Origin of the sequence: Shewanella inventionis, assembly GCF_019931735.1 — a bacterium.
GTDB classification, from domain to species: Bacteria; Pseudomonadota; Gammaproteobacteria; order Enterobacterales; family Shewanellaceae; genus Shewanella; species Shewanella inventionis.
In genome coordinates this window covers 3,212,953-3,228,623 of sequence record NZ_CP082926.1, presented here as the reverse complement: position 1 = coordinate 3,228,623, position 15,671 = coordinate 3,212,953, and the positions used below count along the sequence as shown (strand labels likewise).

The window sequence follows — 15,671 nt, the reverse complement described above, 5'->3', positions numbered from 1 at the left end:
TTGTAAAACTCAAAATAAAAAGCCTCTGTAATAGGTTACAGAGGCTTTTTGTCAGTGTAGTTCAAAATACAAGCCCATTAGAACTTGTAGTTGGCACCTAACATAAAGTTACGGCCATAGTTTTGATAATCACGAACGTGGCGTGCATCTTCACCTGTGTATGAGGTAAATGGCTCGTTGGTTAAGTTGTTCACTTGGAACTGAACCGATAAACCGTATAGGGCATCGATACCGCTTTCAGTAAAGTCATAACCAATTTGTGCATCAACAACGGTTTCTGCTTTTACGTTAACGTTGACACGAGTTAAGCTGATTGCGGTCACTTCACCTAAGAAGTCACTGCGATAACGTGAGCTTATGCGTGCTTCAAAGCCTGCATTTTCATAATAAACAGTAGCGTTAAATGTTTTTTCTGAAAGACCAGGTAAGGTTGTTGGATCACTGTCTGGCGTTTCTTTCACTTCACTGTCGTTGTATGAGCCACTTAATATGGTACCAAAACCTTCAAGTTGGTCAGCAAACATGCCAAAGTCAAGTGAGAAAGACGCTTCAATACCTTGTATGTAACCACCATCACCATTTTGTGGTTGGGTCACAAGACCTATTGGGTTGTCATCTGCGCCTTGCGGTAAAATAGTACTGAAATCAAACGCTGTTTGTTGATCATAAACGTAGTTTTCAAGATCTTTATAGAACACAGCTAAAGCAAAATAACCTTGATCGCTAAAGTAGTTTTCGTAGCTAATGTCGTATTGACGCGCTAGCCAAGGGCGTAGCTCTGGATTACCCGCACCACCTGACCAGTTAACTCCGTCAGTTGGGTTTTCGTTATAGCTAAAATTAACGTTAGCATTCATTTTGTCCATACGCGCACGGGTTAGGGTACGAGCAGCCGCTAAACGAACCATTTGGCCGTCAGCAACTTCAAAACCTAAGTTTACGCTTGGTAGCCATTCAACGTAAGAGTCACCAGCGGTGCGAGGCGTAACAACAACGTTACCATCTTCTACCGTTGCAACAGTACCGTCTGAACTTTGGTCAGTGTGCACTGCCTGTAATCCAACGTTACCCGTTAATGGAAAACCAAATAACTCAGATTCTAGGTTACCTTTTACGAAAAACGTTGATACTTCTTCTGAAATATCCCACGAGTTAGTGGCTCGTGATAAATCCACATCGGCTACGTCAGTTTCGATATATCCGCCGTCATTATAAAATGCTAACGAATCATAACTGAGCACATCGCCCATACCGAAGAAGTCGAGTGACGTTGGTGACAATAGATATTGATCAGGCACTGTTTCTAAGTAATTATCAGAACCGTCGTATCCTGCAAGTGTTAAATAATAACCTTTATCTAACTTACTTTTATCGCGATTGGTGCGGTTTACGCCAAACTCGACGCTACGCACTGCGCCTTCGTCAAAGATATACTCTGCACTTAAGCGGAAAGATGTTAGCTCATCTTCAATTTCTGGTTTGTTAATAAAACCATCTTGTGTGCTTGCACCCAGTGGACTACCCCAGCCTAATGGGTCGCCTAGTTTAATAACATCTGGATTGGCATAATCTAAATTATGAGTGAAGTTGTAGCCACCACTACCATTGTATGCAAAGCCCAAATCATCAACTGCACCAACACCTGTACCACGGCCTGTGCCACTGTAGCTTTCCATACCAATGTCGGTACGTTCAACTTTTGATATGGCGAGGTCTGCTTCAACAAGCCAGTTATCGTTAATAGTGTATTTGTTGTTCCAGCCAATCGATAATGAGTCAGCATCACGTTTGTTAACGTCGTTACGAACAACGACTTCTGCACCATTAATGGTACCTTGGGTAACCAGTCCATCTTCGGTTGTTAGTGCTGTTACACCACCGTTAGCACCCCAAGCTGCTGGTATCTCAATACCGCGTAAGCGTTGGTCGTCGGTAAACTTTGTGTAGTACACGTCAACTACTGAGGTAAATTGCTCGTTTGGTGCGTATTCAAATACGGCTAACACGCCATCGCGCTCTAATTCGCTTGAGCGAACAAACGGCTTTGCTCCGCCCAAAACACTATCGCCAGCATCATTTGTTGGGTAACCCCAAGCCTGCCAGCGTTCTTCTTGGTTTGGCGACATCATGCGGGCATAACCTAGTGCAATACCAATGGTGTCGTCGGCAAACTGGTCGATGTATGAAATACTACTACGGTATCCAGTGTCGCTTGATCCACTGTTTAACGAACCTAAATCGTTCATTTCGCCACGAAGTGCCACAGCAATAGTTTGCTCACCATGAGTCAGTGGACTAATGGTTTGCATGTCTACGGTGCCACCAATAGATTGTGCCATAACAGAAGCATCTGGCGTTTTGTAAACAACCACGCGGTTAAGTAATTCTGATGGGTATTGGTCAAACTCAACACCACGGTTGTCGTTGACTGAGGCTTGTTCGCGGCCATTTAAGGTCGCAGTAGTGAAGTCTGGGCCTAAGCCACGAATAGAAATAACGTTTGCGCGTCCATCAAGGCGCTGCGCTGATACACCTGGTAAACGCGCAAGTGATTCAGCGATACTGACGTCGGGTAACTTACCAATATCTTCAGCAGAAATGGCTTCAACGATTGATGAAGAAGACATTTTTAAAGATTGTGACTCTTGTAAACTGCGACGGATACCCGTCACTTGGATCACTTCAATATTTTCTTCTGCAGTTTCTGTTGTGTTTACATCATCTGCAGCGTAAGCACTAATGCTTGCACCTGCGGCGGCTAATGCTAGCGTGAGTAAGCTCGGTTTAAATAGCAACATTCATCTTTCCCCTTTAGTGAACGCTTAACAACTTGATTTAGGTCGAGTGTTAGTGTCCTTTTGAATTTTGGTTACAGTCTTTATTGTGTTTATGCTCCAGCATGCTTAATTACTGTTTTAAGTGACTGCATAAGTGCTGAAGTTATGACCAAATTGTTGCACAACAGTGACGATACTACTCCCAGTACACTTTTGCCGACAATATTATGCATACGTATTCAAAGGTTGCGAAGATGAAACTGTGACGGATTATTACATTTATTAAACATCTTTTTAAATGTTGAATTGTTGATTAACGTTATGATTTTATGAGCTTAATGTGTTCTTCTTCTATGTTTGGCGTAAATGTTTTTCTTTGCATACGTATGCAGGTGTATTGAACCTGATTTCCTTATTCACGTATCCTCACAGACAATAAATAACAACAGCGTTCTATTACGCGAACGCAACATTAAGTTAACTCTCGGGTCGAAATTGGGTTAACTAATTCAAGGGGAAGCAATGAGTCAGGTAACCTGGTGGCGTGGTGGAGTAATATATCAAGTTTATCCTCGCAGTTTAATGGATTCTAATGGCGACGGTGTGGGTGACTTGCAAGGCATTATCGCCAAGCTTGACTATATTGCGAGTTTAAATGTGGATGCCATTTGGATATCGCCGTTTTTTAAATCGCCAATGAAAGATTTTGGTTACGACATTAGTGACTATCTCGAAATTGATCCTTTGTTTGGCACCATGGCTGATTTTGAGCAGCTAATCGAGCAGGCACACCTTCGTAATATCAAAGTGGTGATTGACCAGGTATTAAGTCATACCTCAGATCAACATGCATGGTTTGAGCAAAGCCGCCAAAGTCGCGATAACGATAAAGCCGACTGGTATGTATGGGCCGATCCTAAAGACGATGGCAGCGCCCCAAACAATTGGCTCGCTATCTTTGGTGGTTGCGCATGGGAATGGGAACCTCGCCGTCAGCAATACTATTTACATAACTTTCTTAAAAGTCAGCCTGACTTAAACTTTCATTGCCCACAAGTGCGTCAAGCTGTGTTAAATAATGTCGAGTTTTGGCTTAAAAAAGGCGTTGATGGTTTTCGTCTGGATGCCATTACATTTTGTTACCACGATGAACAGCTACGGGATAACCCAGCCAAACCGAAAGATCAACGACAAGGTCGTGGTTTTAGCGAAGACAACCCATATGCGTATCAATATCACTATTACAATAATACTCGTCCACAAACCGTGGGCTTTATTGAAGAATTACGTGCATTGATTAACCGCTACCCAGGTGCGGTAACATTAGGTGAAGTGTCGTCTGAAGACTCGCTTGCCACCATGGCAGAATATACCCAAGGTGATGACCGCTTACACATGGCCTATAGCTTTGAGTTATTAACTGATGATTTTAGCGCCGCCTATATTCGCCAAACGGTAGAAGAGTTAGAAGCCAGCATTGGTGATGGTTGGCCATGTTGGGCTATTGGAAATCATGATGTTCAACGTGTTGCTACTCGCTGGGGTAAAGAGCAAGCTAACCCGACCATGGTAAAAATGCTCAACGCGATGTTGTTTTCATTACGCGGCAGCGTGTGTAGTTATCAAGGTGAAGAGTTAGGGTTAACTGAAGCTGTAATAGATTTTGAGCAACTACAAGATCCATTTGGAATCGCTTTTTGGCCAATGTTTAAAGGCCGCGATGGTTGCAGAACGCCAATGCCTTGGATTCAGTCAGCAGACAATGCGGGTTTTAGCCATACTCAGCCTTGGTTGCCCATTGCCCCTGAACATATCAACAGCGCAGTAGATGTTCAAGAGGCAGATAGCCACTCAATTTTAAACAGTTACCGTCATTTTTTAGCCTGGCGTAAACAGCAAGATGTGTTAATTGAAGGGGACATCAATTTTATCGATGCGGGCCAAAATGTATTAGCATTTATTAGAACATTAGGCGCACAACGTATGTTGGTTCTGTTTAACTTTACAGCACAACAATGCCGTTTCGATTTAGGTCAATTAAACGTAACTGACATTGTGCAAGGGCATGGGCTCGAGTCTGGCCATGTTGAATCACAAGGCGGTTCTACCTCGGTAATTTTACCTGGGTATGCCAGTTTTTATGGCAAAGTTGGCTAATATTAACAAGCTGAAACATTGAGTGTTTCAGCTTTTTTTATCCCGTGATCTATAACATGACTAGACTGAGAGTAAATTTGGTTATATTGGCCAGTGTCAATGTGCTTATGATAACTGCCAGTATGAAAAATATATAACAATAACTAACGAGAAGAGACCTAATATGGCTTCAACAATGCAAAGTACACAACACACGGCAACAGACGGAGGTAACGGTAATTATCGTTTTGCTCTGGTGTCTTTAACGTCATTGTTTTTTATGTGGGGGTTTATCACCTGCTTAAACGACATTTTAATACCACATTTAAAGGCCGTGTTTTCGCTAAATTACACTGAAGCCATGTTGATCCAATTTTGCTTTTTTGGCGCTTACTTTTTGGTGTCACTACCTGCAGGTAAGTTGGTTAAAAAGATGGGGTATCAAAAAGGCATAGTATGTGGGTTGTTAATTGCCTGTTTAGGCTGTTTATTGTTTTACCCCGCAGCAGCCTTTGCAACCTATGGCTTATTTTTGGGCGCATTATTTGTTTTGGCATCTGGTATCACTATTTTACAAGTTGCTGCCAATCCCTATGTAAATGCGTTAGGCAGCGTTGAAACAGCATCGAGCCGCTTAAATTTAACTCAGGCTTTTAATGCATTAGGCACCACGGTTGCACCATATTTTGGTGCTGTGTTGATTTTATCTGTAGCCACTGGCGCAGTTGAAGGCCTAAGCCATGCTCAAGCCGAGGCTGAAGTGGTTAAATTGCCATACCTAATTTTGGCCGGTATGTTAGGGCTTTTAGCATTAATTTTTGCCAAACTAAACTTACCCACCATTGCTGAACACAATGAATCGTCAGACAGCGATGGTGTTGTTACCCATAACGGTAAAACCAGTGCGTGGCAAAGTATTCACTTGGTATTAGGTGCCGTGGGTATCTTTGTGTATGTAGGCGCAGAAGTGTCTATCGGCAGCTTTTTAGTTAACTTTTTAGGTGAAGAGCATATTGCTGGATTACAAGAGTCAGATGCCGCTAAATACATTACTTATTATTGGGGCGGGGCGATGGTCGGTCGCTTTATTGGTTCTGCTGTCATGCAAAAAATTCCTGCTGGCACCATGTTAGCGTTCAATGCTTTAATGGCTGCGGTATTAGTTTTGATTGCCATGAACAGCAGTGGTGCTATTGCTACGTGGTCTATTTTGGCCGTTGGCTTGTTTAACTCAATTATGTTCCCCACTATTTTTAGCTTAGCACTGAGAGATTTAGGCCCTCACACCTCACAGGGTAGCGGTATTTTATGTCTAGCGATAGTGGGCGGCGCGATTGTGCCATTGTTACAAGGTGTTATGGCAGATAGCATGGGCTTACAACTTGCCTTTATATTACCCGTAGTGTGTTATGGCTTTATTTTGTTCTATGGCGCTAAAGGGTCAAAAATGTAAATTGTGATACCCGTTTACAGGCACACACACTAAGCGACCTTCGGGTCGCTTTTTCTTGCTATCAGCGCCCTTAATCCCTATGATCGGCACGTTTTTACACTGATTGTTATTTTATGAGAGAGCCCATGTTAACTTATCCGCTGTCTGGCAGTTCATCTGAATTAGTATTAAACGTACTGACGATGGTGTTAACTCGAGGAAAACCATTAGACCGAGCTTATTCAGAGCACTTTTCCGGTTTATCACTTAACCCATCAGAACAAGCGCGGATCACCCAAGTTACTGGCGATATCTTACGTCGACTTAATTTGTATTGTTTTTTAGTTGATATCACCCCAGATGAGTTTGACCGTCAAGGATCAAAGCTGCTTAATGGCTGGCATGTATTTCATGGCCTTGTTTTGCCCAAAATGCAGTACTCCCTAAAAATTGAACAAGCATCATTTGATGCCAACCTTGAAAAAGCCAAAGCCGATCCTGTGTTATGGGATGGCTGCCCAGAATGGCTTAACGAGTTAGGCCAAACCCAATTAGGCGAAAAATGGCCTGCTGAGCGCGCCGCATTAGCTGAGCAACCTAAGCGTTACCTTCGTGTTAATGAGCTAAAGTGCGATCGCGATAAGCTGATTGCACGATTACAAAAAGAAGGGGTAACCGCCGTTGCATTGCCTGATGTAAGCTCTGCGGTTGAAGTGACCTCAGATTCTGCATTATTTCGTACCGATGCGTTTAAAGATGGTTGGTTTGAACAACAAGATGCGGGCTCGCAATTAGTGGCTGACGCAGTTGGTGCAAAACCTGGCATGCGCGTGGTCGATGCCTGTGCTGGCGCGGGTGGTAAAACGCTACATATTGCAGCACAAATGCAAGGTAAAGGGCGTTTGTTGGCCATGGATGTTGAGCAATGGAAACTCGACAACCTAAAAGCGCGTGCAAAACGTGCGGGTGCGCATAACGTTGAAACCCGTATTATTGCCAGTTCAAAAACCATTAAACGATTAAAGCTCACGGCAGATAGAGTATTGCTCGATGTGCCTTGTTCAGGCTTAGGTGTGTTAAAGCGAAATCCAGACTCAAAATGGCGAGATACTCCAGATCGCTTACCTGTGTTGATTGAATTGCAAAAACATATTTTGCAAAGCTACAGCCGTATGGTCAAAGTGGGCGGGATGTTGATTTACGCGACCTGTTCAATTATGCCAGAAGAAAACCGCCATCAAGTGGATGCTTTTTTAGCTGAAAACCCGCAGTTCAAACTACTGGAAGATGAGAATATTTTAGTTGCTGAACGTGGATTCGACGGTTTTTATCTTGCCAAAATGGAGCGGATTGCTGAATAGTCCTTTGCGGTGTTAAATATCCAATTAAGATTTGACCCCGATAACCTATGGTTAAATATTTACTCATGTTAAACAGTGCCTATTAAGGCGCTGTTTTTTTATTTGTACAATATTATTTAGATTTTATAGAGCGTTAGCAAATTAAATACAAATTTAGCATTGATAAACGCGCAACAAATGCATAATCTTGTTAACATAGTTTGTTGTTGTGTGAACCAGTTCACATCATTACGGAGCATCATGGATATAGGACCGAATATCGACAATCCATCGCAAAAATCCCCGCAAGATATCTATCACGATTCTCGGCTGGAGCGTTACAGCACTATTTTGAACATGGTGCTGCAAGGTCTGCCGTTAGGCGAAATGCTCAATGCGTTAGTGTTGCTAATCGAAGCACAAAAAATTGGTACTCGAGCCTCGGTTTTATTACTCAGTGATGATGGTAAACGCCTTATTGCAGGTGCCGCGCCTAATTTGCCAGATGCCTATAACAAGGTAATAAATGGAGTTGAAATTGGTCCAGAAGTTGGCTCCTGTGGTGCGGCGGCTTTTTTGTGCCAACGCGTTATTGTTGAAGATATCGACAGTCACCCTAACTGGCAAGCATATAAAGAAATCCCTATTAAGTCTGGGTTGAAGGCATGTTGGTCAGAGCCGATTAAAGACAGTGATGGTAAGGTGTTAGGCACTTTCGCCATGTATTACGACACGATAAAATCCCCTACAGAGCAAGATTTAATCTTAATCCAAGAAGCCGCTAGGTTAGCAAGTTTAGCGATAGAACGTAGTCGGGGAATGCACGTTCAGCGATTAAGTAGTAAAATTTTCAATAGTTTACCTATAGCGTTGGTGATAACAAGTGAAGATAATTCGGTCATACTGGCCAACCCTATATTTAGGGCGTTAACGTCGACTTATTATGCCAATCTTAAGTTATTTGATGTTCAGCGCTTTTTAAGCCACTCACCTAAAGAGGTGGTTGACGATTTATTTGAGCATTTATCTCGAGGTCATGCCTGGCAAGGTGAATTACGAGGCTTAAGAACCGACAATGATATTATTGATATATCGTTAACGGTTGCTGTTATCCGTGATTCTTTCACCCAACAAAATTGTTTTGCATGGTTAATCAATGATATATCTTCTAGAAAAACCGCAGAGAACACCATACATTTTCAAACAAACTATGATCAACTCACGGGCTTAGCTAACCGTAAATATTTGTTTCATAGTCTTCAAAGCCTAGTCGATGCAAAAGACATTCATCATGAAGTCGAGCAGGCGTTTAATTTGATTTTGTTAGATATAGACCACTTTAAACAAATTAACGATACTTTAGGTCATGATAAGGGTGATTTAGTGTTAAAGCTGGTTGCTAAACGTTTATCCAGTACAATCCCTGAAAATGTGTTGCTGTCTCGTATTGCCGCCGATGAGTTTGCCTTAGTCGTACCTGGCCAGATGACAACAGAGTCATTAGTCGACATGGTTAACGATGTTATTGCTGTGCTCGATAATCCTTTTTCGGTGGGAGGTCAGCACCTTAAATTAACACTCAGTGCCGGTATTGCGCGTTATCCTGACGATGCGGATAAAGTGGAGCAGATGCTCAATTGTGCTACCCAAGCAATGTATAATGCTAAATCGCGTGGTCGTAATGGTTTTCAATTTTTCAACCAACAAATACAAAAGAATGCCGAACGTAATGCAGAGCTGTATTTGCATGTAAAGTCAGCCATTAGTCGAAATGAATTTGCCTTGTATTATCAACCGATTGTCAATCCTAACAGCGGTAAAATTGTTAAAGCTGAAGTGTTATTACGTTGGCAATATAAAGGCCAATTTATTTCTCCAGATGAGTTTATCCCTATTGCAGAAGAGTCTGGCTTTATTGTGCAAATAGGTGAATGGGTAAGAACTGAAGCCTTAAATATGTTAACGCGATTGCAAAATAAACAACTTGCAGTCCCCTTATCAATCAATGTGTCGACCATTGAATTTTGGACCGATGATTTGCAACAGCGGTTTTTAGCGTATTTCGATAATAAGCAAACAGAGTTTGAATCAAATCAATTGCCTTATCATCTACTGACCCTAGAAATCACAGAATCATTAATGATGAAACAACAAGAAAGTATTAGCCAGTTGCTTATTGAACTTCGCCGACGTGGCTTACAGATTTCAGTAGACGATTTTGGTACTGGGTATTCGTCACTGTCTTATTTAGCTAATTTTCCTGTGGATCAAGTTAAAATAGACAAATCGTTTATCCAAAAGATTTCGATGGGTGCCCGACATGAAGCACTCATTGAAGCGATTGTCAGTATGAGTAGAGCTTTGGATTTATCGATTGTAGCTGAAGGAGTTGAAACTCAATATGAATTGGACTTTATAAAACAGCAAGATATTGAAGCTGTGCAGGGCTACTTCTTCTATAAGCCTATGGCAGCAGATGCCTTTGTTGATCTCTTAGCCAAGCAAGCAAAACTAAATTAACCCTATTATGTTGATACAGAAAAATGCCGCATCTAATGCGGCATTTTTATTAAACAAACTTACTATTTCAACAGCGATTAGTTAAGCATGCTTTTTGGATCAGTAAATTCAAGGCTCAATGCTTCAGCGACTTCTTTGCATACCAATTTGCCATGGATAACGTTTAAGCCATTTAATAAATGCTTGTCATTTAATAAAGCTTGTTTGTAACCCTGATTAGCTAACTTAATGATGTAAGGTAATGTTGCATTGTTTAGTGCAAACGTAGAAGTACGAGCAACAGCACCAGGCATGTTAGCAACACAGTAATGTACTACGTCATCAACAATATATGTTGGGTCTTGGTGAGTGGTAGCGTGTGACGTTTCAACACAGCCGCCTTGGTCGATTGCCACATCCACAATGGCACTGCCAGGCTTCATACGCTTAACCATGTCTTTAGTAATGAGTTTAGGCGCCGCTGCACCCGGTACTAACACACCACCAATCACTAAATCCGCTTCTAGCACGTGGCGCTCAATGGCATCAGCCGTAGAGTAAATAGCCTTAACCGCTGAGCCAAATTGCACATTTAAACGACGTAATGCATCAATGCTACGGTCTAACACAACCACATCAGCACCCATACCGACAGCCATTTGCGCTGCATTTGTACCTACCATACCGCCGCCAATAATAACAACTTTAGCCGGTTCAACTCCTGGTACGCCGCCTAATAACATACCGCGTCCGCCAAGTGATTTCTCAAGTGCACGCGCACCGGCTTGAATAGACATACGGCCCGCAACTTCAGACATAGGTGCAAGTAGTGGTAAACCACCACGGTCATCAGTGACTGTTTCGTAAGCGATACACACAGCACCACTGGCTATTAAGTCATTGGTTTGCGCTAAATCTGGCGCAAGGTGTAAATAGGTGAATAAAATTTGATCTTTACGCAACATAGCGCGTTCAACAGCTAACGGCTCTTTTACTTTTACAATCATTTCAGCTTTAGCAAAAACCTTTGCAGCAGTTGCTAAAATTGAAGCACCAGCATCAATATAATCTTGATCAGTAAACCCGATACCGACACCTGCATCAGACTGCACAAAAACCTCATGACCTTTGATGGTCAATTCGCGCACGCTTGAAGGAACCATGCCAACACGGTATTCGTGGTTTTTGATTTCTGTTGGTACACCAATAATCATTTTTGAGCCTCAATTTGCATAAAACCCACTTTTAGTGGGTATAGTTGTTATTAATTGTGACCTGAACGTGCTTATTTCAGGGAACTCTAGTATAGTGCTGGTTAAGCAGATTATGCTGCTGAAAATTCCCTTTAAAAAGGTTTAAATATTGTTTTAGGGACAAAACAAGGTTAAATATATGGCAAGTAATAAAAACGTTTCAATTAAAGATTTAGACCGTATTGATCGCAACATCCTCCACGAACTACAAATTGACGGGCGCATCTCTAATGTAGAACTGTCTAAAAGAGTTGGTTTGAGCCCGACACCTTGTCTGGAAAGAGTTAAACGCTTAGAAAAACAAGGGTTTATAAATGGCTATACTGCACTCGTTAACCCTCATTATTTAGGTGCATCATTACTTGTCTTTGTAGAAATCACCTTAAATCGCGACACACCCGACATATTTGATCGCTTTAATCGAGCGGTTCAACTGCTAGATGATATTCAAGAATGTCATTTGGTCTCTGGTGATTTCGACTACTTATTGAAGACTAGAGTGTCAGATATGTCTGCATATCGCCGTTTATTAGGTGAAACCCTACTGAAATTACCTTCAGTGTCAGATACCCGTACTTATGTGGTGATGGAAGAGGTAAAACAAACCAATAAAGTGGCGTTGTACAATCTAGGATAACCTTATCTTCCTCTGTAAGTGGTAAAACCTGTTAGCGTGAGTAAAACACAAAGATCAGAGGGCGGTTAACGCAATCTTGATGGACTATAAAATTGCGATTATTGCTTCATTTTATAGATTCATCAGGAATTGTTTTTGTCGATAAAACACCCATTATTTTACAGACGTACATGACTTTTGATTGGCTGGATTAATTCCCGATAACAATCCATTGAGCTTCATTAAATCAAGGTGCATAATCACTGCAAATACAGTGATATTCTGTTATCTTAACCCTTATTTTTCACTCTTTTATGGATGTTTTCGTTTGACTCAGGAAAATAGTCTAAAAACACTCAGCGGCCTACAACGCTTGCTCGAAGGTGGTTTAATTATTTGTTGCATGGTTGCAACCTACATTCTATTGGCGCTATCGAGTTTTAACCCGAACGATCCGGGGTGGAGTCAATCGCATTATCAAGGCGAAATACATAATTGGACAGGTGCGGTTGGCGCCTGGACAGCAGATGTGCTGTTTTACTTTTTTGGCTTTATTGCATTTTTAATCCCGGTGATTATTGCCACAACGGGTTGGTTTATCTTCAATCGGGCTCACCGAATTTTTGAGATCGATTATTTTTCAGTGGGCCTTCGTATCATAGGCTTTATGTTAATGCTGCTGGCACTAGCGGCTTTAGTGAGCATGAATGCCGAAAACATGTTTGTGTTTTCGGCCGGAGGTGTAGCCGGAGATGTAATAGGGCAGGCGATGCTGCCATACTTTAATACATTAGGCACAACGCTGCTGTTAATGTGTTTTATTTGTGCCGGTTTTACCTTAGCCACAGGCATTAGCTGGCTTACCATTATTGAGCTCACAGGCTTTGCTGCAATTTGGTGTATTAAGCGTATTTGGACATTGCCGAGCTTATTTAAACGTGAACGCGAAACAGAAGACACCAAAGGCTTTATGTCATTGGTTGATAAATTTAAACAACGCCGCGATGAATTAGACGAGCAATCGCCATTTGAGCAAAATGACACCCCACAATCGTTAAAAGACAATCCAATAAGCAAGCTAGACACTGATGACATCGAGCCAGTGATTGAGAAAAAACGCAGTTTCTTCAGTCGAAAACCTAAAGTGGCAGAGGCAATAGAACCAACTGCCATAGACGATGATGAAATCGATTATGATGATCGCCTCGAGCCGTCAATTACCCTTGAAGATGACGAACCAACATTTGCCCCATGGGTAGCCACTAAAAACGATGATGAAAATGGCTTTAGCACTAATGACGATATTAGCGACGATGTTGATATAACAGATACTTTTGATGATGCATTTGAAAAGCCTCACTCAAACGGTGCTTTGGTAGCCCAAAAACAACCTAAAAAAGAAGCCAAAATTGTAGACGGACTAGTGGTGATAGATGGCCAGGCTCCACAAGAAAAACGCAAAATGGATCCTTTGCCGAGTATTACTTTGCTTGATGTACCCGATCGTAAGAAAAACCCGATAAGCGAAGAAGAGCTCGACCAAGTTGCAAGGCTGGTTGAAACCAAGTTGGCTGACTTTAATATTATTGCCAATGTGGTTGGCGTATTCCCAGGGCCTGTAATTACCCGTTTTGAGCTTGAACTGGCCCCTGGAGTTAAAGCATCAAAAATCACCAATCTTGCAAAAGATTTAGCCCGTTCATTGCTTGCCGAAAACGTGCGAGTCGTAGAGGTTATTCCAGGTAAAGCCTATGTGGGTATTGAATTACCTAACAAATTCCGTGAAACAGTCTACATGCGTGATGTGCTTGACAGCGCTGCTTTTAATGACAGTAAATCGACTCTGTCTATGGTGCTAGGTCAAGACATTGCTGGTGAACCTGTTGTGGTTGATTTGGGCAAAATGCCGCATTTATTAGTTGCAGGTACCACGGGTTCTGGTAAGTCTGTCGGGGTCAACGCAATGATCACCAGCTTACTGTATAAATCGGGCCCTGATGATGTACGCTTTATCATGATTGACCCTAAAATGTTGGAACTGTCTGTATATGAAGGCATTCCGCATTTATTGTGTGAAGTGGTCACCGACATGAAAGAAGCCGCCAATGCACTTCGTTGGTGTGTGGGCGAAATGGAACGTCGTTACAAATTAATGTCGGCATTAGGTGTACGTAACTTAAAAGGTTACAACTACAAAATTAAAGACGCGGCAGCTAAAGGTGAGTACATTCCCGATCCATTATGGAAATCATCTGAGAGCATGCTAGATGAAGCGCCTGCACTAGAAAAATTGCCATCCATTGTGGTGGTGGTTGATGAGTTTGCAGACATGATCATGATTGTGGGTAAAAAGGTTGAGGAGCTCATTGCCCGTATTGCTCAAAAAGCCCGTGCCGCAGGTATTCATTTAATATTAGCAACGCAGCGCCCATCGGTTGATGTGATCACAGGTTTGATTAAAGCCAACATTCCAACACGCATTGCGTTTCAGGTGTCGTCACGTATCGACTCGCGCACCATTTTAGATCAACAAGGCGCCGAAACCTTGTTAGGCATGGGTGATATGTTGTATTTGCCGCCCGGCACCAGCGTACCCAACCGGGTGCATGGTGCATTTATTGACGACCACGAGGTGCATAAAGTGGTCGCCGACTGGTGTGAACGTGGCCAACCTCAATACATAGATGAAATTTTAAATGGGGTGTCAGAAGGTGAACAAGTCCTGTTGCCGGGTGAAACCTCAGACACCGAAGAAGAATATGACGCGCTTTATGATGATGCCGTGGCGTTTGTAACAGAAACTCGCCGAGGCTCTATTTCAAGTGTACAACGTAAATTTAAAATTGGTTACAACCGCGCCGCCCGCATTATAGAGATGATGGAAGGCCAGGGCATTGTCAGCTCTCAAGGTCACAACGGTAACCGAGAAGTGTTGGCTCCGCCACCACCAAGAAACTAATAGGAATAATGATGAACAAACGTATTACAGTGTTAGGCCTATTATTAGCAACAAGCCTGCTATCGCTTGCTGCAAGGGCCGATGATGCCTCAGAGTTACGTGCTAAATTAGCTAAAGTTGACAATTTGCATGCTACATTTTCTCAGCAAGTGACCGACATCAATAACAAGCCTATCCAAAGTGGAAATGGTGTGTTTGCATTGGCCTATCCCAATCAGTTTTATTGGCACTTAACAGAGCCTGATGAGTCATTGATTGTTGCCGATAGTGCAAATTTATGGGTATATAATCCCTTTGCCGAAGAAGTCACCGTAATGGATGTATCGCAAGCCGTTGATGCATCACCTATGGCATTATTGGTTCATCGCGACGATGAAACATGGAATAAATACACAGTTATAAAACGTCAAAATGATGCACAATCTAATTGTTTTGATATTCAGCCAAAAAAACTCAATAGCAGTGTAGTGGCCGTGAGTGTGTGCTTTAAAGCCGCACTGTTAACCCAGTTTAACCTGACCGATGAGCAAGGCAATTTAAGCCAATTTCAATTGTCAGCTCAACGTGCTGTCACTCCAGCAGAAAAGTCGTTGTTTAAATTTGCAGTGCCAGACAATGTCGACATTGATGATCAACGTTTAAAGCAAGTTAATTAAGTC

General features: G+C 42.3%; 9 protein-coding genes. 7 read left to right on the top strand and 2 right to left on the bottom strand.

Annotated features, from left to right (window positions below; genetic code table 11):
- Positions 1 to 77: 77 nt before the first annotated feature.
- Positions 78 to 2,798: a TonB-dependent receptor gene (locus K8B83_RS14255; RefSeq protein WP_223417530.1), complete on the bottom strand. Its 2,721-nt coding sequence runs from the start codon at positions 2,796 to 2,798 to the stop codon at positions 78 to 80.
- A 501-nt stretch (positions 2,799 to 3,299) separates the two neighbouring features.
- On the opposite strand from K8B83_RS14255, the gene K8B83_RS14250 reads away from it, so the two are divergent.
- The 4 genes from K8B83_RS14250 (at position 3,300) to K8B83_RS14235 (ending at position 10,205) form a co-directional block, all read left to right on the top strand.
- Complete coding sequence (locus tag K8B83_RS14250; protein ID WP_223417528.1) at positions 3,300 to 4,934, top strand: alpha-glucosidase family protein; 1,635 nt, start codon at positions 3,300 to 3,302, stop codon at positions 4,932 to 4,934.
- A gap of 163 nt (positions 4,935 to 5,097) precedes the next feature.
- On the top strand, positions 5,098 to 6,366 hold the full coding sequence (locus K8B83_RS14245) for a sugar MFS transporter (RefSeq protein ID WP_223417526.1): 1,269 nt from the start codon (positions 5,098 to 5,100) through the stop codon (positions 6,364 to 6,366).
- A gap of 125 nt (positions 6,367 to 6,491) precedes the next feature.
- Positions 6,492 to 7,706, top strand: coding sequence for an RsmB/NOP family class I SAM-dependent RNA methyltransferase (locus K8B83_RS14240; protein ID WP_223417519.1), 1,215 nt, complete (start codon positions 6,492 to 6,494; stop codon positions 7,704 to 7,706).
- A 240-nt stretch (positions 7,707 to 7,946) separates the two neighbouring features.
- Positions 7,947 to 10,205 (top strand): bifunctional diguanylate cyclase/phosphodiesterase, encoded by a 2,259-nt coding sequence (locus K8B83_RS14235; protein ID WP_223417517.1) that lies wholly within the window; start codon positions 7,947 to 7,949, stop codon positions 10,203 to 10,205.
- A gap of 77 nt (positions 10,206 to 10,282) precedes the next feature.
- Here the strand turns inward: K8B83_RS14235 and ald are convergent, their stop codons facing one another.
- Positions 10,283 to 11,398, bottom strand: a complete 1,116-nt coding sequence (gene ald, locus K8B83_RS14230; RefSeq protein ID WP_223417515.1) for an alanine dehydrogenase — start codon at positions 11,396 to 11,398, stop codon at positions 10,283 to 10,285.
- Between the two features lie 178 nt (positions 11,399 to 11,576).
- Between ald and lrp the strand changes: the two genes are divergently transcribed.
- From lrp to lolA, 3 genes are all read left to right on the top strand, one after another.
- Complete coding sequence (gene lrp, locus K8B83_RS14225; RefSeq protein WP_188739092.1) at positions 11,577 to 12,074, top strand: leucine-responsive transcriptional regulator Lrp; 498 nt, start codon at positions 11,577 to 11,579, stop codon at positions 12,072 to 12,074.
- 307 nt (positions 12,075 to 12,381) lie between these two features.
- Positions 12,382 to 15,012: a DNA translocase FtsK gene (locus K8B83_RS14220; RefSeq protein WP_223417513.1), complete on the top strand. Its 2,631-nt coding sequence runs from the start codon at positions 12,382 to 12,384 to the stop codon at positions 15,010 to 15,012.
- A gap of 11 nt (positions 15,013 to 15,023) precedes the next feature.
- Positions 15,024 to 15,668, top strand: coding sequence for an outer membrane lipoprotein chaperone LolA (gene lolA, locus K8B83_RS14215; protein WP_223420075.1), 645 nt, complete (start codon positions 15,024 to 15,026; stop codon positions 15,666 to 15,668).
- The last annotated feature ends 3 nt before the right edge of the window (positions 15,669 to 15,671 follow it).